At 63.5% G+C, this 22,869-nt stretch carries 19 protein-coding genes; 6 read left to right on the top strand and 13 right to left on the bottom strand.

Going from position 1 to position 22,869, the window contains the following annotated elements; genetic code table 11:
* Nucleotides 1–175 precede the first annotated feature (175 nt).
* From PhaeoP97_RS19775 to PhaeoP97_RS19765, 3 genes are read left to right on the top strand one after another with little or no spacing between them, the layout of a single operon-like run.
* Complete coding sequence (locus PhaeoP97_RS19775; RefSeq protein ID WP_072506953.1) at nucleotides 176–952, top strand: amino acid ABC transporter substrate-binding protein; 777 nt, start codon at nucleotides 176–178, stop codon at nucleotides 950–952.
* An 8-nt stretch (nucleotides 953–960) separates the two neighbouring features.
* Nucleotides 961–1,635, top strand: a complete 675-nt coding sequence (locus PhaeoP97_RS19770) for an amino acid ABC transporter permease (RefSeq protein WP_014876603.1) — start codon at nucleotides 961–963, stop codon at nucleotides 1,633–1,635.
* 8 nt (nucleotides 1,636–1,643) lie between these two features.
* Nucleotides 1,644–2,399: an amino acid ABC transporter ATP-binding protein gene (locus tag PhaeoP97_RS19765; RefSeq protein WP_072506952.1), complete on the top strand. Its 756-nt coding sequence runs from the start codon at nucleotides 1,644–1,646 to the stop codon at nucleotides 2,397–2,399.
* 171 nt (nucleotides 2,400–2,570) lie between these two features.
* On the opposite strand, the gene PhaeoP97_RS19760 is transcribed toward PhaeoP97_RS19765, so the two are convergent.
* From PhaeoP97_RS19760 to PhaeoP97_RS19735, 6 genes are all read right to left on the bottom strand, one after another.
* On the bottom strand, nucleotides 2,571–2,774 hold the full coding sequence (locus tag PhaeoP97_RS19760; RefSeq protein WP_072506951.1) for a hypothetical protein: 204 nt from the start codon (nucleotides 2,772–2,774) through the stop codon (nucleotides 2,571–2,573).
* Between the two features lie 180 nt (nucleotides 2,775–2,954).
* Nucleotides 2,955–3,683: a YjbF family lipoprotein gene (locus PhaeoP97_RS19755; RefSeq protein ID WP_072506950.1), complete on the bottom strand. Its 729-nt coding sequence runs from the start codon at nucleotides 3,681–3,683 to the stop codon at nucleotides 2,955–2,957.
* Complete coding sequence (locus tag PhaeoP97_RS19750; protein WP_083570479.1) at nucleotides 3,680–5,812, bottom strand: YjbH domain-containing protein; 2,133 nt, start codon at nucleotides 5,810–5,812, stop codon at nucleotides 3,680–3,682. Before PhaeoP97_RS19750 ends, PhaeoP97_RS19755 begins: the two co-directional genes overlap by 4 nt.
* A gap of 388 nt (nucleotides 5,813–6,200) precedes the next feature.
* Nucleotides 6,201–8,075 carry a polysaccharide biosynthesis protein gene (locus PhaeoP97_RS19745; RefSeq protein WP_072506949.1) on the bottom strand — a complete coding sequence of 625 codons (1,875 nt, stop codon included), beginning with the start codon at nucleotides 8,073–8,075 and terminating at the stop codon, nucleotides 6,201–6,203.
* Nucleotides 8,076–8,516: 441 nt separating this feature from the next.
* Nucleotides 8,517–9,128, bottom strand: coding sequence for a sugar transferase (locus PhaeoP97_RS19740; RefSeq protein WP_072506948.1), 612 nt, complete (start codon nucleotides 9,126–9,128; stop codon nucleotides 8,517–8,519).
* Between the two features lie 12 nt (nucleotides 9,129–9,140).
* The gene (locus PhaeoP97_RS19735; protein WP_237029066.1) at nucleotides 9,141–10,112 is read right to left on the bottom strand and encodes an NAD-dependent epimerase/dehydratase family protein; all 972 of its coding nucleotides are present in this window, start codon (nucleotides 10,110–10,112) and stop codon (nucleotides 9,141–9,143) included.
* 109 nt (nucleotides 10,113–10,221) lie between these two features.
* On the opposite strand from PhaeoP97_RS19735, the gene PhaeoP97_RS19730 reads away from it, so the two are divergent.
* Entirely contained in the window at nucleotides 10,222–11,361 is a 1,140-nt protein-coding gene (locus PhaeoP97_RS19730; RefSeq protein ID WP_072506946.1) for a polysaccharide biosynthesis/export family protein, read from the top strand.
* 216 nt (nucleotides 11,362–11,577) lie between these two features.
* Here PhaeoP97_RS19730 and PhaeoP97_RS20400 read toward each other — a convergent pair whose 3' ends face one another.
* The 5 genes from PhaeoP97_RS20400 to rfbC all read right to left on the bottom strand — a co-directional run bounded on the left by PhaeoP97_RS20400 (nucleotide 11,578) and on the right by rfbC (nucleotide 15,862).
* A complete protein-coding gene (locus PhaeoP97_RS20400) occupies nucleotides 11,578–12,144 on the bottom strand; it encodes a hypothetical protein (protein ID WP_157891285.1) in 567 nt (188 codons plus the stop codon).
* A gap of 211 nt (nucleotides 12,145–12,355) precedes the next feature.
* Nucleotides 12,356–13,246 (bottom strand): glucose-1-phosphate thymidylyltransferase RfbA, encoded by an 891-nt coding sequence (rfbA, locus tag PhaeoP97_RS19725; RefSeq protein WP_072506945.1) that lies wholly within the window; start codon nucleotides 13,244–13,246, stop codon nucleotides 12,356–12,358.
* Nucleotides 13,243–14,091 carry a dTDP-4-dehydrorhamnose reductase gene (gene rfbD / locus PhaeoP97_RS19720; RefSeq protein WP_072506944.1) on the bottom strand — a complete coding sequence of 283 codons (849 nt, stop codon included), beginning with the start codon at nucleotides 14,089–14,091 and terminating at the stop codon, nucleotides 13,243–13,245. Before rfbD ends, rfbA begins: the two co-directional genes overlap by 4 nt.
* A gap of 160 nt (nucleotides 14,092–14,251) precedes the next feature.
* Complete coding sequence (rfbB, locus tag PhaeoP97_RS19715; RefSeq protein WP_072506943.1) at nucleotides 14,252–15,304, bottom strand: dTDP-glucose 4,6-dehydratase; 1,053 nt, start codon at nucleotides 15,302–15,304, stop codon at nucleotides 14,252–14,254.
* Nucleotides 15,305–15,307: 3 nt separating this feature from the next.
* A complete protein-coding gene (rfbC, locus tag PhaeoP97_RS19710; protein ID WP_072506942.1) occupies nucleotides 15,308–15,862 on the bottom strand; it encodes a dTDP-4-dehydrorhamnose 3,5-epimerase in 555 nt (184 codons plus the stop codon).
* Between the two features lie 217 nt (nucleotides 15,863–16,079).
* On the opposite strand from rfbC, the gene PhaeoP97_RS19705 reads away from it, so the two are divergent.
* A complete protein-coding gene (locus PhaeoP97_RS19705; RefSeq protein ID WP_072506941.1) occupies nucleotides 16,080–17,531 on the top strand; it encodes a M10 family metallopeptidase C-terminal domain-containing protein in 1,452 nt (483 codons plus the stop codon).
* 68 nt (nucleotides 17,532–17,599) lie between these two features.
* Here PhaeoP97_RS19705 and PhaeoP97_RS19700 read toward each other — a convergent pair whose 3' ends face one another.
* Complete coding sequence (locus tag PhaeoP97_RS19700; protein WP_237029069.1) at nucleotides 17,600–19,795, bottom strand: calcium-binding protein; 2,196 nt, start codon at nucleotides 19,793–19,795, stop codon at nucleotides 17,600–17,602.
* Nucleotides 19,796–20,088: 293 nt separating this feature from the next.
* Between PhaeoP97_RS19700 and PhaeoP97_RS19695 the strand changes: the two genes are divergently transcribed.
* The gene (locus PhaeoP97_RS19695; RefSeq protein WP_072506939.1) at nucleotides 20,089–21,345 is read left to right on the top strand and encodes a DUF2793 domain-containing protein; all 1,257 of its coding nucleotides are present in this window, start codon (nucleotides 20,089–20,091) and stop codon (nucleotides 21,343–21,345) included.
* Between the two features lie 13 nt (nucleotides 21,346–21,358).
* Here the strand turns inward: PhaeoP97_RS19695 and PhaeoP97_RS19690 are convergent, their stop codons facing one another.
* Nucleotides 21,359–22,780 carry a mannose-1-phosphate guanylyltransferase/mannose-6-phosphate isomerase gene (locus PhaeoP97_RS19690; protein ID WP_072506938.1) on the bottom strand — a complete coding sequence of 474 codons (1,422 nt, stop codon included), beginning with the start codon at nucleotides 22,778–22,780 and terminating at the stop codon, nucleotides 21,359–21,361.
* Between the last annotated feature and the right edge of the window lie 89 nt (nucleotides 22,781–22,869).

Raw genomic sequence — 22,869 nt, 5'->3', positions numbered from 1 at the left:
ACGCCCGCTGGGGGAACAAATTCCCGTCCTGCGGCGTCTGTCATATGAACCGGTCCCCCGCCCGTGGCCTGCCTGCGAACGGGCGGGCTTATTTGCCATGTCCCGGCCTGTGACATCTTGGTCCCCGGCGTCAGGGGGATTAGGTCGGGGCTGAACTCAAAAGGATTCCCGTATCATGATGAAACCATTTGCCTGGGCCGCGGCTGTCGCTGCGAGCCTGACTGCCGCACCGTCCGCCTTTGCCTCCGACACGCTGCGTGTCGGCATGTCGGGCGGGTATTTTCCCTTTACCTTTGTGCGTCAGGACGTGTTGCAGGGGTTCGAGGTGGATGTGATGAACGCCGTGGCCGAGGAAACCGGTCTTGAGGTGGAATTTGTCACCATGTCGTTTTCCGGTCTGATCGGCGCGCTGGAATCCGACCGCATCGACACCATTGCCAACCAGATCACCATCACGCCAGAGCGCAGCGCCAAATTCGCCTTTACCCAGGCCTATGTCATTGACGGCGCTCAGGTGGTGGTGAAACGCGGCAATGAGGACAGTATCGCAGGCCCCGCTGATCTCGCAGGCAAGACCGTGGCGGTAAATCTTGGCTCCAATTTCGAGCAATTGCTGCGGGAGCTGCCGCAGGCCGACAAGATCGAGATCAAAACCTATGAGGCCAATATCGCTCAGGATACGGCGCTGGGGCGGGTCGATGCCTTTGTGATGGACCGGGTGTCTTCGGCGCAATTGATTCAGGAAAGCCCGCTGCCGCTGGCGTTGGCGGGCGCGCCGTTCTCTGAGATCCGCAATGCGCTGCCGTTCCGTCAGGACGCGGACAGCCTGGCGCTGCGCGACCGGGTGGATGTGGCGCTGAGCACGCTGCGCGAGGGCGGCAAGCTGGCGGAAATCTCGCAAAAATGGTTCGGCACCGATATTACGGCGGTTTCCGCCCCGGCTGAGAAGTGAGCCGGTAAATGCAGGGGTTGGACATCGCCTATATGCTGGGTCTGGTGCCGGTGCTGCTGAGCTATGTGCCGCTGACGCTGTTCATGGCGGTGGTGGCCATGGTGCTGGCGCTGGTTCTGGCGTCGCTTCTGGCGGTGGAACGGGTGCTGCGGATCCCGGTGCTGGATCAGCTGGTGGTGCTGTTCATCAGCTTCTTTCGCGGCACGCCGCTGCTGGTGCAGCTGTTCCTGTTCTACTACGGGCTGCCACAGGTGTTGTCGGTGCTGACCCAGATCAATGGGGTCAGTGCTGCAATCATGGGGCTGACCCTGCATTTTGCCGCCTATATGGCCGAAAGCATCCGCGCCGCCATTCTGGGGGTGGATCGCAGCCAATGGGAGGCGGCGCAGTCGATCGGTATGACCCGTGGCCAGATGATGCGCCGCATCGTGCTGCCGCAGGCGGCCCGGATCGCAGCGCCGACGCTGGTCAATTACTTCATCGACATGATCAAGGGCACCTCGCTGGCGTTTACGCTGGGGGTGACCGAAATGATGGGCGCTACCCAGAAAGAGGCGGCCGGCAGTTTCCTTTATTTTGAGGCCTTCCTGGTGGTGGCGGTGATCTACTGGATCCTGGTGGAGGCGCTGTCGCTGGTGCAGCGACGGCTGGAGACCCATCTGAACAAGGCTTATGCCCGATGAGGGACGCAATGACAGACACAACACAGGGCCCGGCCATTTCCATCTCCGGGCTGCGCAAGACCTTTGGCGACAGCGTGGTGCTGGATGGCATCGACCTGACCATTCAGCCCGGCGAGCGTATTGTCATTATCGGCCCTTCGGGCACCGGTAAATCGACGCTGCTGCGCTGTCTCAATTTTCTGGATGCCCCCGATGCGGGATTGATCCGCATTGGGGATCTGGAGGTGGAGGCTGCCCGCGCCAGCAAGGCGGAGATCCTGGCCCTGCGCCGGCGCACCGCCTTTGTGTTTCAGAACTATGCGCTGTTTGCCAATAAGACGGCGGCGGAAAACATCATGGAGGCGCTGATCACCGTGCAGAAACAGCCCCGCGCCGAGGCTGAGGCCCGCGCCCGTGAGATTCTGGCAGAGACCGGTCTGGCGGATAAGGCTGATGCCTATCCCGCCAGCCTGTCCGGCGGCCAGCAGCAGCGCGTCGGCATTGGCCGGGCGATGGCGCTGGGGGCAGAATTGATGCTGTTTGACGAGCCGACCTCGGCGCTGGATCCCGAATGGGTGGGTGAGGTGCTGGCGCTGATGCATAAGGTCGCCGAAGAGCGCCAGACCATGCTGATCGTCACCCATGAGATGCAGTTCGCCCGCGAAATCGCCGATCGGGTGGTGTTCATGGAAGGCGGGCGCATTGTCGAACAGGGCCCGCCGGCGCAGATCTTTGATGCACCGCAGGACCCGCGCACGCGAGCGTTTCTGCGCCGGGTGGGGTGACGCCTGCCGTCGGAGACATCAATCGCAGAAGACTCTAACGCAAAAAGCGGGCCAGTGGCCCGCTTTTTCCATCCTTGGATGGTCATTCATAAGACGGTGTCAGCCTGAGAGTGAAATCCGCAGTGTCAGATGCACTGGGCAGATCCGCCACACCCGTCAGATCGCAAGCGATCAGTTGGTGGTGGTTGTGGTGGTGCTGGTTTCGTCGTCGTCGTTCAGGATCACACCCAGAATGACCGCACCGGCAACGCCGCCTGCGATCAGAGTGCCTTGTTCCAGACCGGTACCGCCGAGCAGGGTCGGGGTGCCTTCTTCCTGAGCGGAAGCGGTTGTGGCCAGAGTGGCCAGAGCGATTGCTGCGAAGAACTTGTTCATAATCCAAAACTCCTTTGGAGACCGTTGCGCCGAGAGTAGGTGAGTTACCTTGTGAATTCAACGCAGCTTTTAGCAGCAATATCCCGATGGTTGGAAATTTTTTTCCGCCGTTGCCGAGATATCGCTCATTTGGGTGAATATGGTCCCAAACCGCTTGTTTTTATAACTTCAGGACGGAGATCAGCCGCCGGTGGTCAGCTGCCGGATGCGCAGATAGCCCACATTGGGACCGGCCCATTGGCGTGATTGCCAGACCCGGCCGCTGCGCGAATCTACCCAGTAGTCATTGACGATCTCACCGCTGCGCCCCGGCTGGCTGGGCTGACAGCGTTCCTGAATATGGCGGGTGGGATAGCGCAGTTCGACGATCTCGATGGGATCAGCACCCAGATCGCGGCGGGCGCAGAGCATATCCAGCTGCCAGGCGCCATTGTCCAGCCCGCGGATATGATAGCGCCGCGCGCCGCTATGAGCGGGACCATCCGCGCCCTGCCCATCCACCAAGGCCGAACTGGACAGGATGTCATTGCCAAGGTTGCGGGTGGCCACCAGAACGCCGTTGCGCAGGGTCAGGCTGATATTGTCCTCGGTGCGCCAGACCGCCACTGTGCCGGGGCTGTCATCGCGGCGCAGCTGCTGGCGCGACAGATAGGCAAAGACATCGTTTTTCTCGATGGTGACCTCGATATAGGGGTCTTTGATCTCATTCAGACCGGCGCGGGTCAGCGGCGGGCGCGCGGCCGGATCCGCCTTGCCCCCGGACAGCCGGGTGCCAACCCGGTCGGAGAGGTTGCTTAGAAGTTCGACCTGCAGGGGCGGCGCGTCCGGTCCGCGGCTACAGGCGGTCAGCACCAGCAGGCCTAGAAGGGAAAGCAGCCCGGCAAGGCGTGTGGTCACAGGCGTCATCATTCCCAGATCCTTGCCCGCTGTCGGGTCAGCTGTGCGCGATGGGCCTCGCGGATTTGTCCATAAAGCCGACCGGGAACATGCACCCGCTGGCCGCCGTCGCGCTGGGTCGGGCGCACCACCATGCCAAATGTATTGCGGCTGGGTTTGCCCAGCAGCCAGTCCAGCGGAATGCTGAAGCGGAAGCCCTTGTCAAAGGAGCCTTCGCCAAAATCCTCGGAGGAGACATCGGTGAGGGTGAAAAACCCACCAACCCGCCAGCCATTGGCAAATTCGCGGTCCAGCGCAAAGGTGGCGCCATAATCGCCCGCCAGATAGCGCCCGGCATCCACCTGCACATGATAGCCCTTGTCCATCTGGTAATAGGCCGAGGCATGGCCGGTGAAGGTTTTGTAATCGCGAAACGACAGCCGCTGATCATAATCGCGCTGCACCACGTAATTGCCCTCGACCCCCAGCGCCAGACGGCTGGAGACCGGTTTCCAAAGGACCTCGCCGGAGACCCCGCCAAACATGCTCTCAAACAAACCAACGGTGCTGCGGGCATAAAGATCGCGCCCCATCTGCCATTGCCGCGCCACATAGAGATTTTCCAGCGTGGTATCGAACTGGGCATATTCCGTCGCATCGGTGCGCACATGCGGCAGCACCGAATTGGAGGCGCGCCCATCTTTCACATTGCCCCAGACGCGCTGGCGGATGGCGCCGGCAATGCGCCAGCCGGGGGCCGGTGCATAAGACGCCTTCAGATCCACGCCCACATCCAGCCGGAACGGCAGCTCGGGATCGAAATAGGACGGCGCGGTATAAGGGCTGATCGAGGTGGAAAACGCCGGGTAGAGATCCTGCGTAACCAGCGCATCCCCGGCCAGAGCGTCGGCGGCCTGCAGGCCGGTGACCGCCCAGAGCGCCTCGGTGGCGGCGGGGCTATGTTCCAGCGCCTCCAGGTCGCTGCGCCGGATCACCACCTGCGACAGCGCCAGCCCACCGCGCATCGGCACGATTTTCAGCGTCTCCACGGACGGTGGCAGCAGCCGTGCCATGGCACGCGCACTGCGGCCGATGGCCAGGGTCTGGGCACGGTAGCGCGGATTGCGGTAGCGCAGCTCAGCCTCGGTGCCATCTGCGGGCAGGGTCAGGGCCTCCAGGATCAACCCGTCCTGTTGCAACGCCTCGGCCAGCGCATCCCGCAATGTGGTCTTGGCGCGGGTGCTTGTGGCCCAGTCGCGGCTCCAGTGACTGTCTTCGGTGGCCCAGCTGCTGCGCGGCGCAATTGGCACCGGCGCGCTGACCCGCATGGGCTGGGTCGGGTGTTTGGGATTGAGCTGGATCTGTGCGGTGACGCCCAGTTCCGAGCCATAAAGATAATAGGCCCCCAGCCGCAGCCCCGGTCTGGCCTGATATTCGGCGCCAAAGTTGAAGGAGGACTTGCGCTCAAACACATTCGGGGCGCCGGTTTCCAGCACATAGGCATCCGAGGAATATTCCGCCTTGAACCCCCAGCGATCATTGGGCAGCCATTCAATGCCCGCAAACGGCGCCATTTCACCCCGGAACCACTGATCATAGGACAATTCGCCCCCGGTGGTGCCACCGACAAACCCCGGTCGGGTGCCGGCAATACTGCCGATGGAGCCGTTGGACCCCAGGCGTCCCCAGCCCAGGCCGGCGGTCAGCTTCAGCCTGCCAGTACCTCCGCGATGGCTGAGCGCGGGGGTGTCAAAATTCTTGGTGGCGACGATATATTCCCCGGCATAAATCCCGGTGCCGGCAAAATCCTGCAACCCGACAGTAACGGCCGGGCGATAGCGTCCCTCGCGCAGGAGCCGCAGCCGCACGTCAAAGCCGCGGTCGTAATAGGTGGAGAACCCGGCAATCTGGGCGCCATTGGTCTGGATGCCATTGTAGCGGAAGGACGCGCTGAGCCAGGGGGTGGCCTGGAAGGTCAGATTGTAACGGGCCTGACCGCCAAACCAGGAATAGGTGGTGGCAAACTGCCCGTCCGGCAGCATTTCCGCACTGGGCATATCCACGAGGCCGGGAGAGCCGTAGAAATTGAGGCTGGGGGCGGGCAGTGGTTTGAACCGCGGCGCCTCCGGTTTGGGCGCGGTGAGCGCATTTTGCGCCTGCACAGCTCCTGCACCTAGGCTGAGCACCGCCGCACAGACAGATGGCAAGAACAGCGACGCACGAAAAGATCGAAGAGCAAAGATCACGGGTTCGGACTGCCTTGTTGTCTGGTCGGATTATCCGGGCGGGGAATCGGCTGGCCGATCCGCCGGTTTGCGCCCCGGGGGCTGTTGGCCCGGTTAGACCACAAAAGCCGCAGGCGGATCAACGATCCGGCGAGGATCAGAGCACGCTGGTGATAGGTCTGTGACCCGCAAACTATAGTGGGCCTTCGCACGCTGCCCGATCACCTGGCCCGATCACCTGCCCCGATCACCTGGCCCGGATATCCTGCTCTGAAGACACTGTCATGGTCATCCCTGCGCAAGGAGATGGCCCGGAGCCGGGCGCTCAGGAGGTCTTGCGATCCTCTTCGGGGGCGCGGTAGCCCTCGACCCAGCGTTTGATCAATGCGCGTGCGGCCCCTTCGTCGCCGGCGGCCACGGCCTGCCGCAGGGCACGGATCAGCGCCGCGACCTCGATTTCCGACAGCACCGCCTCGCGGGCGCAGAAGATCTTTTGGTGGCGGGTGGTGATCAGATCAGAGCTGAGCGTCAACTCTTCCTGCATCTTTTCACCGGGGCGCAGGCCGATGATTTCAATGGCGATATCGCCATCTGGATGGTCTTCATCCTGTACCGAATAGCCGGCACTTTCGATGACCTGACGCGCCAGTTGCAGGATTGAGATCGGTTCGCCCATATCCAGCACAAAGACCTCGCCGCCAAGCGCCTCGGCGCCGGCCTGCAGCACCAGCTGCACCGCCTCGCGGATGGTCATGAAATAGCGTTTGACGCGCGGATCGGTGACGGTGACCGGGCCACCGCGGCTGATCTGTTCCTGAAACAGCGGCACCACGGATCCCGAAGAGCCCAGCACATTGCCAAAGCGCACCATGGTGAAAACGGTGCCGGGATTGCGGGTAGAGAGATCCTGCACCACCAGTTCCGCCATCCGCTTGGAGGCACCCATCACATTGGTCGGGCGCACCGCCTTGTCCGAGGAAATCAGGATGAACCGCTCCACCCCGCTGCGCGCCGCGGCCCGGGCCAGCGTCTGCGTACCAAAGACATTGTTGGCCAGACCGGGCAGCGGATTGGCCTCTACCAGGGGCACATGTTTATACGCCGCCGCATGCAGCACCACCTGTACGCCGTGATCGGCCAGCACCATGCGCACCTGACGCGGATCGGTCACCGAACCCAGCACTGGTACCAGGGTGATGTCGGTGCCTTCGACCTGCTGTTCCAGTTCCTGATGAATGGTGTAAAGCGCCAGTTCCGACAGCTCATAAAGCACCAGTTTGCGCGGACGGCAGGCCAAGACCTGGCGGCAGAGTTCGGACCCGATGGACCCGCCGGCTCCTGAAACCAGCACCACCCGGTCCTGATAAGATCCGCTGGCCTCCTGCAGGGGCACATCGCGGGTGGCGCGGCCCAGGAAATTCTGCGGCGCCACCGGAGTCAGCTTGTCGACCAGCGCCTCTTCCCCGATGAGCTGGGCAAAAGAGGGCAGCGCCTGCACCTCCAGCTGCATCCGTTGCAGCCGCTGGATGATCTGGGCCTGTTTCGGCAGGCTTTGCGACGGCATCGCCAGCAGCACCCGCGTGATCTGGCGGGCCTTGGCGATTTCAGCAATGCGGGCGGGCGGAAACACCGGCAGGCCGACCAATGTCACCCCCTGCAGCGAGGTATTGTCATCGACAAAAGCCACCGGATCGATGCCGTCATGGGCCTTCAGCGCCTGGGCCAGCTGGGCGCCGGTGGTACCGGCCCCATAAATCAGCACCCGGCAGCGCGGCTGGGCGCGGCGGTAGATCGCGACAACCACCTGATAGAGCACGGCACGGGCCGCCAGAAGACAGAGGAAATAGGTGGTGGCAAAGACCACATGGGTGCCGGGCGGCAGATCCGGGCCAAACAGCAGCGTCAGCCCGGCCGTGGCCCCGGCGGTGATTGAGGCCAGCAGCGCAGTCAGCCCGACGGCGTGACGTTCATAGGCATTGAGCTGCACCTTGGGCAGCCCCAGCCACAGCGCCACCCCGGCAGAGACCGCCAGTACATAGGGCAGCACCGGCAGCATCGCCGCCAAAGTGGCCAGTGCCGATCCGGGCAGCGGCTGCACCAGAAAGGTCAGGAACAGCGCCAGCGGGATCAGCCCAAGATCAATGGTCAGAAAGATATAGGATTTCTGTTTGCGTGACAGCGCGCTGATCAGATTGAACATCCCTGGCCGTCCCCACTTCCAGTCCCCGGTGACCGCATACACTTGGGGCGGCCTTTTTATATGTCCCGATATTGCGCCGGAAATCACCCCGGATGCGCCACCGTTTCAAATGCGTTTTTCTCAATCCCCGGCCTCAGATCCCCGCACCCTATGTGACGGGTGTTTCTGGCGGCAGGCCCTGTTTCAAAGGCGTTTCCCCGGCGTCCCCTGCCGGCGTCTTGCGAATGTCACTCAGAGGTCACTTTAGACCCATTCGGAGCGTAATACAAAACGGCTGGTGGCAAAAAAACGCCGTTTCCCGGTGATTTGCCTGCTTTTGCCGCCTCTGAGGCCCTCCCGGAGAGATCCCTTTGCGGTTCCTGCCCTACAGCAGGGGCATCTGGCACAAAATCGCCCGTCAGGGGGCGGCGAATCGCCGAATACCCGGCCCCGACCCGGTTCTCAGCTGCGCCGGAACAGGTTGCCAATGGTCTGAAACACCAGATCAAAGTCATAGCACATGCTCTGGTGACGCTGATAAATCAGGTCCAGCCGTGCCTTCATCGGTACACAGAGGCGGGAATAGACCTGATCGGTTTCCTCGGCGGTGGTGCAGCGCGCCAGCAGGGCGGCCTCATGTTTGTGATAGGTGATCGACGCCAGTCCGGTGACTCCGGGGCGCGATTTCAGCACCCGGGCGTAGAGCTCGGGATTGGCCTCGACATATTGGCGCAGCGGCGGACGCGGCCCGACAAAGGAGAGATCGCCGCGCAGGATGTTCCACAGTTGCGGAAACTCATCCAGCCGCTTGGCGCGCAGCCAGGCGCCGGTCCTGGTGATGCGGGCCGATTTGTCGCCGCCGGACACGCCCGTGTCGCTGTCCACCACCTGCATGGTGCGCAGTTTCCACAAGGCAAAGGGCTGATCGACGCCTTTCATCCGTTCAGCCACGTAAAACAGCGGACGGCCTTCCTTCAGCAGCAGCCAGGCCAGCAGCCCCAGCAGCACCGGGCCCAGCACCACCACCAGAAGACTGGCAAAGAAGAGATCAAAGAGGCGTTTGCGCCAGGTCATATGCGAGTGTCCTTATCGGGATCGGGCGTTGGGCAGCAGGTCCAGCGCGCGCACCTCCGCCACCAGATCAGCGGCTGTGGCAACAGGCAGGCGCGCTGGCAGATCTGCGGCAGGCACGGGCTGTGCCGCCAAAAGCCCGATCAGCCGGGCGACGTCAAGCTGCACCTCGGCAATGGCCTGCGCAGGCGCGGGCCTGCGGGCAAATTCCAGCCCCGCCGCCTGCAACAGATCGCCCATCGCCACCGCTCCCGGCTGGGCGATATTCAGCACCTGCGGCAGGTCGGGGCAGCGCAGCAAGGCCGCCAGCACCTCCGCCAGGGTCCGCGGGCCGATATAGCTGCGCCGGGGCGTCTGCCCATTGGCCAGTTGATCCAGACAGAACCCCGCCCGCCAGCCGCCCAGGATCGCATCAAGGCCGGCAATATTGCCAATTCTGAACAGGGTGATCTCCAGCCCCAGTTCGGCGGCACGCGCCTGCGCGGCCTGCTCCATCTCGGCCTTGGCCGCCCCATAAGGGGCCACCGGGGCCAGCGGGGTGTCCTCGCTCAGGGAACCAGGGGCCGCGCCATAGACCGCCGCCGAAGAGGCCAGCAACACCCGCGGTGCCCCTGTCCCGGTCTCAACCCCTGCCCCGGCCCCTGCGTCGCGCACATGCGCGGCCGCCTCCAGCGCCGCCAGCGCCAGATCGCGATGTTGCACCAGCTGGCGCGCACTCAGATCGTGGCCCGCCGCGCCGCCGGGCACCGGCCCCGCCAAACAGAGGATCGCCGCCGCGCCCCGCGCCGCCTCTGCCAGCGCCTCCGGGTCCGCCAGCGGATCAAAGACATGCCAGCCCTGTACCTCGGTCTCTGCTCCGTCAGGCCGCGCCCGCCGCTGCCAGCGCAGGTCCGCCCCGGCAGAGGCCCATTGGTGGCGCAGGATTCCGCCGATCCGCCCGGAGGCGCCCAGGATCAATGCGGGTCTCAATGTGGGTGGAAAACGCATCAGCCCCCCTGTTACCGTAGTGCTTGCGGTTGACGCAGTCTGCATGCCCAGTATCTTGCGGGGAACAAAAATCAAGCCGTTTTCGGACGGTTTCGAACGAAGGATCCCCATGCGCCGTCTTTTCCTCCTGCTTGCCGCTCTTGGTCTCGCCCTGCTGCCGGCAGCCTGCGGTCGTTTGCCCGGCGGTGCCCCCGCCAGCGAAGAGATCCTGAAAACTGCCGATGATGCGGATGCCGATTTTGCCCTTTATGCGGTGACCCGCGCCTTTCTGCCCGCCGTCGACCATTGGCCCGAAACCGGCCCTGAAAGCGGCGGTGCCCATAACGGCAAACGCCCGCTGAAATGGATCGGGGCCACCCAAGGCGCCAAAACCCAGATCATCCAGCCCGGCGATCAGCTGACCCTGCGGATCTGGGACAGCAGCGACAATTCCCTGCTGACCAGCCCGGATGAAAAAATGGTGCAGCTGCAGGATGTGACGGTGGCCGCCAATGGCAGCATCTTCATGCCTTATGTGGGCAATGTGAATGTGAACGGGCTGACCCCGGATCTGGCACGCGAAAAACTGCAGACCGCCATGGAAGAAATCGTGCCTTCGGCCCAGCTGCAGCTGGACATGACCGAAGGGCGCGGCAATTCGGTGGATCTGGTCAGCGGTGTCACCACCCCCGGCACCTATCCGATGCCGGATCGCAATTACACGGTGATGGGGCTGATCGCGGCCGGCGGCGGCATCAGCGCCGGCCTCAACAATCCGCAGATCCGTCTGGTGCGCGGGCGCAGCATCTATGGCACCTCGGTGGAGACCCTGCTCAATGATCCGCGCCGCGACACGCTGTTGCGCGGCGGCGACCGGGTGTTTGTGGAAGAGGACGCGCGCTATTTCCTCTCCTTCGGGGCAACCGGCCGTGAGGATCTGCACACGTTCACCAAGGATCAGATGTCGGCGATGGACGCCATGTCGGTCGCGGGCGGCTTTCAGGACAGCCGCGCCGACCCGCAGGGGCTTCTGGTGCTGCGCGAATACCCCGACAGCGCCCTCGCGCCGGGCCAGCGTGGTCCGCGCCAGCCCCGGGTGGTGTTCACGCTGGATCTCACCTCGGCCGACGGGCTGTTCTCGGCGCGCCGCTTCAAGATCAATTCCGGGGATCTTTTGATTGCCACCGAAGCGCCAGTGAATGATGCCCTGACCATCTCCAATATCATCGGCAACTTCTTCGGCGTCTTCAGCCGCGCAGGCGCGCTCTGATCCGGATAAGATTCTTGTATGAAACGGTTTATTGCCATCAATAGTGTAAGAGCCAGTACGTTTTTGAGGCACTAAAACTGACAGACCCACCATCACAGCCTCAAGTGTCTGTGGTCGTGTTTTGACGATACTTCTTAATTTTCAAAGGGTGCAGTCAGTTTGACTGCACCCTTTTGTATTTTACCCAACAAAGATCACCGAATGTGATCTGTACCATTACTTCTCTCCATTTCTTGCTGCCACAGGCAATATGACGAAAGCATCTTGGTCCGTAGCAAATAACTCTGCTGATATAAGGACGTTCAATCCCTGATTTGACGCGCAGAGAAGAGATTTTCCTATTTCGAGTGTTTTAAGGGGGGGGGGGTAATCTTGAAGGAAAAATCCTCTGTACAAAGTGTACATTTTCATTTCACCTTCACATGTTGATAAAGAGGTCTGCTCGGCAGATGGCTTGGCGCAAGCTTCCTTGGCCTCACAATTTTCTAAAATCCACATAGAAGACAGAAATTTCTCCACGAAAATCGGTTGAATTTCTCTCTCCTCCAAAATTAGTTTACTAATTATAGAAGGTTCGTACTCAATTGATAACACCAAGAATTCTAAAGTCTCTTCAAGAGAAACCTTTAATTCTCTGCAAATATACTTAGCCTCACGTTCTCCTGTTGAGAAGATCTTACACCCTGTAGAGGCTTGAGGGCTTAGTTGAGTTTGCGCATCGACACATGTCGTAAAAAATGTTGATAAGAAAACACATGCCAATATTCTGAAAGCTGTATTCATTATGCCATGAACCTTAAAACTATAGCGATACGATATCGTTGCCTTCAGTATCTGTTCTCTGAAAGAGTAAATGAAGCCAAGGTGAAACGTCCAGAGGTAAATAAGTCATCTAAGTGGAATCATGGATGATCGCATACACCTAAGCGAGAACAAGCAGACAGCTGATCCAGCTGCTGCGCCCAGCCTGGGGTGGAGCCGTGTCGCGCTCTGATCAGTTCAGCAGCCTTTCCAGATAGGCGCCATAGGCGTTTTTGGCGAACATCTCGGCGCGGGTGCGCAGCTGGGCGGCGTCAATCCAGCCTGCCTCATGGGCGATTTCCTCGGGGCAGCCGGTCTGCAGCCCCTGGCGCTCTTGCAGGGTGCGCACGAAATTGCCCGCATCCAGCAGCGATCCATGGGTGCCGGTGTCCAGCCAGGCATAACCGCGGCCCATAGTCTCCACCCGGAGGGCGCCTTGGTCAAGATACATCTGCAACAGATCGGTGATCTCCAGCTCGCCGCGGGGGCTGGGCGTGACCTGCCGCGCCCGTTCCGGCGCGCTGCCATCCAGGAAATACAGCCCCGTCACCGCATAGTTCGACGGCGGCACGGCGGGTTTTTCAATGATCTCGCGGGCGCGGCCCTCAGCGTCGAACTCCACCACGCCATAGCGTTCGGGATCGGCCACGTGATAGCCAAAAACGGTGCCACCGCTGGTCTGCGCATCCGCCGCCGCCAGGAGTTTCGGCAGGCCATGGCCAAAGAACACATTGTCGCCCAGCACCAGCGCAGAAGGGGCACCATCCAGGAAGTCTTCGGCCAGCACAAAGGCCTGCGCCAGACCGTCGGGGCTGGGCTGCTCCACATAGGTGAGAGAGATGCCCCACTGGCTGCCATCGCCCAAAAGCCGGGTGAACTGATCCTGATCCTGCGGCGTGGTGATGACGCAGATCTCGCGGATGCCCGCCAGCATCAGCACCGACAAAGGGTAGTAGATCATCGGCTTGTCATAGAGCGGCAAAAGCTGTTTGGAGACCGCCATGGTGATCGGATAAAGCCGCGTGCCGGAGCCACCTGCCAGAATGATGCCTTTGCGGCCCGCGCCGGATGTGCCTGTGGTCATGCCCGCTCTCCCAGATCCTTCAGAATATCCTTCAGCCCGGCCTGCCAGTCCGGGCGCGTGGTGCCAAAAACCCGCTCCAGCGTGCTGCAATCCAGCCGTGAGTTCAAGGGTCGCGGTGCCGGGGTCGGATAGGCCGAGGTTGGGATTTCCGCCACCGCACAGGGAATGCCTGTCGCGACAAAGATCTCGGTGGCGACCCCGGCCCAGCTGGTCTCCGGCTGGCCTGCAAAATGATAGGTGCCGGATTTTTCCGGGTCTGCGATCAGCTGACGGGCAATCTCGATACAGGCGGCGGCGATGGCGCGGGCCGGGGTCGGCGCGCCGATCTGATCGGCCACCACGCGCATCCGCTCGCGCTCTTTGCCCAGACGCAGCATGGTCTTGACGAAATTGCTGCCATGGGCCGACACCACCCAGGAGGTGCGCAGGATCACATGCGCGCCCCCCGCCAGGCGCACGGCCGCCTCGCCAACCTGTTTGGAGCGCCCATAGGCATTGAGCGGCGCCACCGGCTCATCCGGATGCCAGGGGCTGCTGCCCTTGCCGTCGAAAACATAATCGGTGGAGAGGGTGACAAAGGGAATGCCCAGCGTGGCGCAGGTTTCGGCCATGACCCCGGGGGTGGTGCCATTGATCCGTGTCGCCAGATCCTCCTCCGCCTCGGCCCGGTCCACAGCGGTATAGGCGGCGGCGTTGATCACCGCCGCAGGCGCATGGGCGCGGATCACCTCGGCGCAGGCCGCAGGATCCGTGAGATCCGCCTGATCCCGGCTCAGGCAGGTGACGGTTTCCTCCGCCGCCAGTTCCTGCGCCACCTGACCAGTTTTGCCAAAAACAAGGATCATATGCGGCTCCTTTTATGTCCCTTGGTCTGCCTAGGAGCAGAAGCACGTCCCTTCCGGCCCAAAATATCCCCGCCCTGCTGCCCGTCCCGCTGCCCGGCAGGCGGCTTTGCCGACGAGAGGGAGGCAGGCTTTCCATCGGGCAAGCCTTCACACCCGCGCGTCACGCCTTGACCCCCAGCCGCTCACCCACGCCGTCGCGGCTTTGCAGCGCGCGCCACCAGCTCTCATTGTCCAGATACCATTGCACCGTGCGCGCCAGACCTTCCTCAACGGTGACGCTGGGCCGCCAGCCGAGTTCGTCGCGGATACGGGAGGGGTCGATGGCATAGCGCGCATCATGGCCCGGGCGGTCGGTGACAAATGTGATCTGGTCCTTGTAAGACCCCCCATCCTCCCGCGGCCGTTTCTCGTCAAGGATCGCACAGAGCGTCTCGACCAGCTCCAGATTGCTGCGCTCATTCTCGCCGCCGATATTGTAACTGCGCCCCAGGCGTCCCTTGGCCACCACCAACAGCAGCGCATCGGCGTGATCCTCCACATAAAGCCAATCGCGCACGTTGGAGCCATCGCCATAAATCGGCAGCGGTTTGCCCGCCAGCGCATTGAGGATCACCACCGGGATCAGCTTTTCGGGGAAATGATAGGGACCGTAGTTGTTGGAGCAATTGGTCAGCACCACCGGCAGCCCATAGGTCTCCCCCCAGGCGCGCACCAGATGGTCGCTGGCGGCCTTGCTCGCGGAATAGGGCGAGCGCGGATCATACCCGGTCTCTTCGGTGAACATCACACTGGGGTCCGCAGGCAGGCTGCCATAGACCTCATCGGTGGAGATATGATGGAACCGGAACCCCTCCGGACGCCCCGCCTCGGCCCAGTATTTGCGCGCCGCCTCCAGCATCTGATAGGTGCCGGTGATATTGGTCTCGATGAAATCGCCCGGCCCGTCGATGGAGCGGTCGACATGGGATTCCGCAGCCAGATGCATCACCACATCCGGGCGGTGGCGGGTAAAAACAGTGTCTAATGCGGCGCGATCGCGGATATCGACCTGCTCAAAGGCATAGAGCGGGCTGTCCGCCACAGCCGCCACATTGTCCAGACAGGCCGCATAGGTCAGCGCATCCAGATTGACCACCTGATGGCCGCGCGCCACGGCCAGTCGGACGACGGCCGAGCCGATGAACCCAGCGCCACCTGTCACCAAAATCTTCATCTCTTATCCTTCCCACACGAAAGGGCTGTCGAAGTCTTCAAACCGGAGCGCCGCAGCATCCTTTTCAGAAAGCACCGGTGTACCCTCAAAGCCCCAGTCAATGCCGCAGCTGTCCCAAGCCACCGCGCCATCACAGTCCGGCGCGTAATACGCATCGCATTTATACAGGACTTCGGTGCCGGGGCTGCGGGTGATGAACCCATGCAGAAACCCCGCCGGGATCAGCAGCTGACGGCCATTTGCCGCCGACAGCTCCACCCCGGTCCAATGCCCGTATGTGGGCGAGCCTTTGCGGATATCCACCGCCACATCAAACAGCGCCCCCTGGCCGCAGCGCACCAGCTTGGCCTGGGCATGGGGCGGCGCCTGAAAATGCAGCCCGCGCAGGGTGCCAACCTCCATCGACAGCGAATGATTGTCCTGCACGAAATCGACATCCAGCCCCGCCTCGGCCATCCGCGCCTTGTTCCAGCTCTCGCAGAAAAACCCGCGCGCATCGCCAAACCGCGCCGGTGTCAGGATCTTCACACCTGGCAGGTCCGTGTCTTCAATCTGCATGCCCTCTCCCCCGATCTGCTGCCGTGGTCCTGTCTTCTGTCCTAACGCCCAGACGCGCGTGACGCCACGGGAAAGGCACATTTTGCCTGTTGCTCCGCCTTGCGCAGGTTAAACAATGCGACGACATATGATTTCATGAGCAATTAAACCTATCTCCGCAACGCCCTGCTAAGCTGTCCGGAGCCACAGGTTAGACCTAAAAACAAGGGATACGAAAATGCCAACCTATCAGGATTACCGGGCGCTTCTGGTGGGCGGAGCCGACGGCTGGCATGAGGGCGACGATGTCATTCGCTATCACTTTCTCTCTTCGGTACCGGACTATTACGACTATGATCCGGATTTTGGCGATTATGACGTCGGCGGAGAATACCTGCCCGAGGGGGCGACGGTGAATATGGACCCCGCCGAGCGGCAGATGATGCTGCAGGCGGTGGCGGCCTGGAATGAGGTGGCCAATCTGAACCTGATCCCGGCCCGAGGCGGGACGGCGGATCTGACCTTTGCCAGCGCGCATTTTGCGAATGCCGGGCTGTTTGGTTTTATCGTCGATTTTCCAGACCCCTCCGATCTGGGCACGCGGCCCTCTCCCGCCGGAGATCTCTGGCTCAACAACAGCAACCCCGATCAATATGTGCCGGGCATCGGGCCGATACTGGGTCATACCAGCTGGAACACCTATCTGCATGAGCTGGGCCATGCCCTCGGGCTGCATCACCCCAATGAGATGCCCGAGAACCCCACAACCCCTGGCCAGTTCACGGTGATGTCATACCTGCCGCATCCCGGTGACGCGGATCTGGGCCAGGATCTTCAGGGCTGGGCGCTGACGCCGATGCTGTGGGATATGCAGGCGGTGCAGGCGCTTTATGGTGCCAATACAGAGACCCGCACCGATGCCACGGTCTATCTCGGCGCTGGCGACGGGCGTGGCGGCCAAGCCTATCAATATGGCGCGGATGGCATGACCGTGCAGGGCGGCGACGGGGTGGCGCGCAATGTCAGCCTGACCATTTGGGATGCCGGCGGGCAGGATCTGATTGATGCCTCCGATATTGAGACCAACAGCCGGATTGATCTGCGCCCGGGGCAATATTCCAGCATCGGGGCGCTGGAGAACAATGTCGCCATGGCCGCCGCTGTGCGCCTGGATGGCCGCACCCTCAATCTGATCGAAGACGCCTGGGGCGGGGCAGGCAACGACCATCTGATCGGCAATGGCGCCGCCAATGAGCTGCTGGGCAACGCCGGGCGCGACACGCTGGCCGGGGCGCGCGGCGGGGATGAGTTGAGCGGCGGTCAGGGCAGTGACCGGCTGCAAGGCGGCAAGGGCCATGATGCGCTGGAGGGCGGACGCGGACGCGACACGCTGAAAGGCGGCGCCGGACAGGACAGGCTGGACGGTGGCGACGGCAATGACCGGATGGCCGGCGGGCGCGGCGCGGATGTCTTTGTGTTCTCGCAAGGGGCTGATGTGGTGATTGATTTTCAGAGCAACGACCGCATCGATATGCGCGCCACCACCGGGGTCTCGGATTTTGCCGATCTGCGCGATGATCACCTTGAGGTCCGCGGCGCGGATCTGGTGATCCGGGATGACACCGGCTGGTCGCTCACCCTGCAGGACACGGCGTTTGACGTTCTCAGAACGGATGACTTTCTGTTTTGAGGGCGCTGCCAGTTCCTGCCTTATTGGTCTGATCTGATCCCGGCACATCTTCCAGGCCGGCCCCGGAATCAGAAGATAAAATCATCCGCGCTCAGCTCTGCCGCACTCTGATTGAGCAGCAGGATGTCCCCAGCCCCGGTCAGGATCCGCGTGTGATCCCCCTGCTGCTGCAGGGTCAGATCGCTCATATCCTCAGAGATGCCCGCGCGCGCCAGACGCCCAAGGTGAATGACATCCTCGCCTTGGGTGAAATCGCGGATCCGGTCACTGCCATGACCTGCCCCGAACACAAAAACATCCGCCCCCGCGCCGCCGGTCAGCGTGTCATGCCCGCCGCCGCCATCCAGCAGGTCATTGCCTTTCTGGCCAAACAGCTTGTCCCGGCCGCTCTGTCCCAGCAGGCGATCGCCCTGGGCGCCGCCGCGCAACAGGTCGTTCTCCCCGCCGCCACGCAGCAGATCCGCATCCGCCCCGCCCAACAGGCGATCCCCGCCGCGACCGCCATCCAGCGTGTCGCGCCCGAGGCCCCCCACCAGCAGATCGCGCGCATCCTGCCCCAGCAGCACATCATTGCCGGCCTGCCCCCGCAGCCGGTCCACCCCCTTGCCGCCGATCAGCCGGTCATGCCCGTCATCCCCCCAGAGGCTGTCGCGCCCGTCGCCGCCCAAGAGCGTGTCATTGCCGCCCAGACCGTTGATCTGGTCGCCAGCGCTGCGTGCGGTGAGCCGGTCGGCGCCGCCGCTGCCATAGCGCATCGGATCCGGTGCCTCGGCGGGGGGCAGCATCCGGTCGGCAAAGACAAAGCCATCCGCAAAGAGATCCGCCGCATCCAGACTGTCGCCATCGCGGCTTTGCACCACAACTTCGGTGCGGCTGCCATCCGCCGCCTGATGGGTGAGCGTGGCACCATCGCTGCGGCTGCGGATCTGCAGCCCCTCCAGGCTGCGCAGACCGTCAAATCCCGACAGATCCAGACTGTCCTGACCCGCCTCAAAATCACTGATGCGCAGGCTGCCACTGCGCCCCTCCTCAGCCGGGCGCAGCACAAAGACATCCGCCCCCGCGCCACCATTCAGCACCGCGCCGATGCCGCCGGCCAGCACATCCGCGCCGCTGGTGCCGCTGATCCGGCCGCCTGCGGTGGTGATCACATCGCCCAGCTCTGCCAGCGACAGGGTGAACTGCGACAGCCCTTCGGCACGGCCGGAGCTGGCAAAGATCTGCAGACCCCCCCCGACCACCGCCGCGGCCAGCGCGGTGACATTCTCCAGCCCCAGCCCGGCATCCTCAGTGCCACTGGCCTGGGCGAGGCTCATGACATGCACCAGCTGGCCCTCGGGCAGAATCCGAAACAGCGCCAGCCCGTCGTCGCTGCCCGCCGCCAGCACCAGCACCTCGCCTGCGACCTCCACCACCTCCAGCGCGGTGACCCCGCCAAAACGGGTGGCGGCGGTGTCCAGCACATGATCGCTCAGGCTCATCTGACCATTGGCCGCCAGCGCAATCAGGCTGAGCGAGCCGCTGCCCGCCGCCGCAACCACCACCCAGCTGCTGCCAAAGGCGGTGAAACTTTCCACGGCGGTGGGCTCCGCCAGCCCCAGCCCATCCGCCGCCCCCAGACTGTCCGCGACGCTCAGCGCGCCAGTGGCAGCATCCACCCGGTAGCTCTGCACCCCCTGTTCAATCCGGTCCGCCAGCAAAAGCACCTGCGCACTGCCGCCCAGATCCGCCAGCTCCAGCGCCACCGCGCCGGGGCGGGCGTAGGCCGTTGCCGCGCCACGGGTGGCGACCTCTGCGCCGGGAGTGCCGCCCGCGCTCAGCTGCCAGCCGCTCAGCTGGCCATTGGCCAGCCCGTAGACCACCGATCCACCGCCGCTGAGATCCCCCGCCACCGTCGCTGTCAGCCCGGCAGCGCCCGCGCCGGGCAGGCTGGCCTGCTGCTGCGCCGACAGCTGGCCAGTGCCGCCGATCTGGTGAAAGGCCAGCGCGCTGCGGGTGCTGCCCTCCATCAGCAGACGTGTTTCGCCGCCGATCTCGGCCAAGGTCGCCTCGCCCCCTGCCAGCCCCAGCGCGCGGTGATACAGGCTGTCGCGCAGCACCGGCGCACCGCGGCCCAACCCATAGCTGGCAATGCCGCCGTTCAGCCCGCTCACCGCAAATAATTGCACCGCGCCATTGGCCCCCTGATGGAGTTCCAGATCGCGCAGATCGCTGTCCAGCAGTTGATCATTGGCCCCGAACCGTCCTGCAAACTGTAGATCCATCCTGCTGCTCCCGCGCTGTGTCATCACCTGACCCGTCGGGGCGACTGCCCGGGGTCGAAATCAACCCTCGCGGGTGGTCACGGCGGCAGAGCGGACGGGAATGGGGCAGAAACGCGGAGATTGTTTACATATTGAAGACAATCCCTGTGGTTCAGCCACGGGGGAAACAATCCCCCGCGCCTGGCCTGCCCGGATACGACGCAGGTGTTGCGCAGGCGGCGCGCGCGCTCTTAGGGGGTGGGTGATCTGGCTGAGGCAGGATGACCCCATCCCCGCGATCAGGAGCCGCCAGAATGTCAGACCCCCTCTCTGAAACCACGCCCCGTCTTGCCCTGCCCTATCTGATGCCCGCGCAGGCGCAAAAACATGTGACCCATAATGAGGCGCTGCGCATGCTGGATGCGCTGGTGCAGCTGCGCCTTGAAGCGCTTGACGCCACCACCCCGCCCGCAACCCCTGCCGAGGGCGCCACCTATGGGCTGGCCGACAGCCCCGCGGATGCCTGGGCCGGTCAGGGCGGGCGGCTGGCGATCTGGCAGGAGGCCGCCTGGCAGTTCCTGACGCCGCAGCCGGGCTGGCGCGCCTGGGTGCCGGCGGATCAGGCGCTGCGGATCTGGGATGGCACCCAATGGCAACTGCCGCCCCTGACCGGCGACCGGCTGGACCGCCTGGGCATTGCCACCGACGCCGACGCCAGCAACCGCCTGTCCCTGCGCAGCCCCGCCAGCCTGTTCAGCCATGATGGCGGCGGCCACCAGCTGAAGATCAACAAGGCCTCAGGCGGTGACACCGCCAGCCTGCTGTTTCAATCCAACTGGGCGGGCCATGCCGAGATGGGGCTGGCGGGCAATACCGATTTCACCGTGAAACTTTCGCCGGATGGCAGCAGCTGGGACGCTGCCATGGTGCTGAAATCCGCCAATGGACGTGCCGGCTTTGGCACCTATGATCCCGGTGCCCGTCTGGAGGTCAGCGGTGATGACAGCACGCTTCTGGCACTCACCGCGACGGGCAGTGCGCAGGATTACCTGACCGCCGGCGATGGCAGCGGCGCGATGTTCCGGCTGAGCCAGACCGGCAATGGCTATTGCGATGGCGCCTGGAGCGGCGGCGGCGCGGATTATGCCGAGTTTTTTGAATGGCTGGATGGCAACCCGGATGGGGAGGACCGGCGCGGGGTCTCCGTGGTGATGGCCGGCGACCGGATCCGCGCCGCCCGGCCCGGCGAGACACCAGTGGGGGTGATCTCCACCACCCCGTCAATTCTGGGCAATGATGATGGCGGGCGCTGGCAGGGCCGCAGCCTGCGCGATGGCTTTGGCGCCATGCTGCGCGGGGCTGGCGGCGCGCCCTGTCTCAACCCGGCCTATGACCCCACCCGCCCCTACCGCAGCCGCGCCGAGCGGGTGGAATGGGATATGGTCGGGCTTCTGGGCCGGTTGCGCCTGCGTCTGGGCCAGCCCACCGATCCCCGCTGGATCCGCCTGCGCGCGCTGCTGCCCGGCAAAAACACCCCACCCGAGGGGTTGGAGGAATGGCTGATCCGCTAGCCGTGGCAGGCGGTCACTTGCGGGCGTAGATGTCCTCGTAGCGGATGATGTCATCCTCGCCGAGATAGCTGCCGGTCTGCACTTCGATGAGAACCATCGGCACCTTGCCGGGGTTTTCCATCCGGTGCACCGCGCCCAGGGGGATGTAAACCGACTGGTTTTCGCTCACCAGCTGGATCTTGTCATCCACCGTCACCTTGGCGGTGCCTTCCACCACGATCCAATGTTCCGACCGGTGATGATGGCTCTGCAGGCTGAGCGCCGCGCCGGGATGGACGTGGATGCGTTTCACCTGGAACCGTTCGCCCACCACCAGGCTCTCAAACCAGCCCCAGGGGCGGTGATCCTTGGGGAAGGCTTCGGCCTGGCGGGCGGATTTCGCCTTCAGCGCGGCGACGGCTTTCTTGACCTCCTGCGCGCGGCTGGCATCCGCGACCAGCACCGCATCCGGCATCGCCACGGCGATCACATCCTTCAGCCCGATGCCGACAACCTCCAGCCCGTCATCCTCCGAGCGCAGCAGGCTGTTGGAACATTCAATGGCCGTCGCGCGCCCCTGGGTGACGATGCCATCGCCATCGGGGCCGCTTTCACGCCAGACCGCATCCCAGCCCCCCAGATCGGACCAGCCCCCCGCATAGGGTACCACGGCGAGATTCTCTGCCCGCTCCATCACCGCATAGTCGATGGAGATATCCGCGGCCCCGTCCCAGGCCGCCGGGTCCAGCCGCAGAAAGCCCAGATCCGGTTCGCCCTTGTCCACCGCGCCCTGCACCGGCACCATCAGATCCGGCGCATGGGCCTCAAAGGCGGCGATGATCGCCTGCACCGAGAACAGGAAGATGCCTGCGTTCCACAGGAACTGCCCGGAGGCCAGCATGTCCTCGGCGGTGGCGAGATCCGGTTTTTCGACAAACCGTTTCAGCCCGATCACCTTGGGGCTGAAATCGCCCGGATCGCCATCCAGTTCGAGATAGCCATAGCCAGTTTCAGCCCGGTCCGGTTTGATCCCGAAGGTGACCAGCTGGCCTGCCCGCGCCGCCGGTTCTGCTGCTGCCACCGCCGCGCGAAAGGCCGCCGCATCGGGCACCACGTGATCCGAGGGCGCCACCAGCATCAGCCCGTCCGGATCGCGCGCCCGCAGCCAAAGCGCCGCCGCCAGCACCGCAGGTGCGGTGTTGCGCCCGGCCGGCTCGATCAGAATGGCGCCGGGATCAATGCCCGCCTCGGCCAGCTGTTCGGTGACAATGAAACGGAAATCCGAATTGGTCAGCACCATCGGGGCCGCGAACCCCGCGCCCGACAGGCGCAGGGCAGAGGCCTGAAACAGCGTGGTCTCCCCCACCAGGGGGACAAATTGCTTTGGATAGCTCTTGCGCGACAGCGGCCACAGCCGTGTGCCCGAGCCGCCGCACAGAAGAATGGGGGTGATCATGGGCTGTCCCTTTCCGACCGGTCTCTGGGTCTGGTCTTTGACCTGTTTGGTGCCAATGTCTGCCCGCTTTCTGGGCTATTGGGCTGTCT

The organism is Phaeobacter porticola (assembly GCF_001888185.1).
GTDB classification, from domain to species: Bacteria; Pseudomonadota; Alphaproteobacteria; order Rhodobacterales; family Rhodobacteraceae; genus Phaeobacter; species Phaeobacter porticola.
Note: the sequence above shows the minus strand (reverse complement) of the source record. Positions and strands in the feature narration are given on the sequence as shown.

Bases quoted from the DNA above. Each gene is read 5' to 3' on its own strand.
- PhaeoP97_RS19690 (WP_072506938.1), bottom strand. From the start codon at position 22,780: ATGATCACCCCCATTCTTCTGTGCGGCGGCTCGGGCACACGGCTGTGG.
- PhaeoP97_RS19765 (WP_072506952.1), top strand. From the start codon at position 1,644: ATGACAGACACAACACAGGGCCCGGCCATTTCCATCTCCGGGCTGCGC.
- PhaeoP97_RS19730 (WP_072506946.1), top strand. From the start codon at position 10,222: ATGCGCCGTCTTTTCCTCCTGCTTGCCGCTCTTGGTCTCGCCCTGCTG.
- PhaeoP97_RS19775 (WP_072506953.1), top strand. From the start codon at position 176: ATGATGAAACCATTTGCCTGGGCCGCGGCTGTCGCTGCGAGCCTGACT.
- PhaeoP97_RS19760 (WP_072506951.1), bottom strand. From the start codon at position 2,774: ATGAACAAGTTCTTCGCAGCAATCGCTCTGGCCACTCTGGCCACAACC.
- rfbC (WP_072506942.1), bottom strand. From the start codon at position 15,862: ATGCAGATTGAAGACACGGACCTGCCAGGTGTGAAGATCCTGACACCG.
- PhaeoP97_RS19695 (WP_072506939.1), top strand. From the start codon at position 20,089: ATGTCAGACCCCCTCTCTGAAACCACGCCCCGTCTTGCCCTGCCCTAT.
- PhaeoP97_RS19735 (WP_237029066.1), bottom strand. From the start codon at position 10,112: ATGCGTTTTCCACCCACATTGAGACCCGCATTGATCCTGGGCGCCTCC.
- rfbD (WP_072506944.1), bottom strand. From the start codon at position 14,091: ATGATCCTTGTTTTTGGCAAAACTGGTCAGGTGGCGCAGGAACTGGCG.
- rfbA (WP_072506945.1), bottom strand. From the start codon at position 13,246: ATGACCACAGGCACATCCGGCGCGGGCCGCAAAGGCATCATTCTGGCA.
- PhaeoP97_RS19755 (WP_072506950.1), bottom strand. From the start codon at position 3,683: ATGATGACGCCTGTGACCACACGCCTTGCCGGGCTGCTTTCCCTTCTA.
- rfbB (WP_072506943.1), bottom strand. From the start codon at position 15,304: ATGAAGATTTTGGTGACAGGTGGCGCTGGGTTCATCGGCTCGGCCGTC.
- PhaeoP97_RS19740 (WP_072506948.1), bottom strand. From the start codon at position 9,128: ATGACCTGGCGCAAACGCCTCTTTGATCTCTTCTTTGCCAGTCTTCTG.
- PhaeoP97_RS19745 (WP_072506949.1), bottom strand. From the start codon at position 8,075: ATGTTCAATCTGATCAGCGCGCTGTCACGCAAACAGAAATCCTATATC.
- PhaeoP97_RS19705 (WP_072506941.1), top strand. From the start codon at position 16,080: ATGCCAACCTATCAGGATTACCGGGCGCTTCTGGTGGGCGGAGCCGAC.
- PhaeoP97_RS20400 (WP_157891285.1), bottom strand. From the start codon at position 12,144: ATGAATACAGCTTTCAGAATATTGGCATGTGTTTTCTTATCAACATTT.
- PhaeoP97_RS19700 (WP_237029069.1), bottom strand. From the start codon at position 19,795: ATGGATCTACAGTTTGCAGGACGGTTCGGGGCCAATGATCAACTGCTG.
- PhaeoP97_RS19770 (WP_014876603.1), top strand. From the start codon at position 961: ATGCAGGGGTTGGACATCGCCTATATGCTGGGTCTGGTGCCGGTGCTG.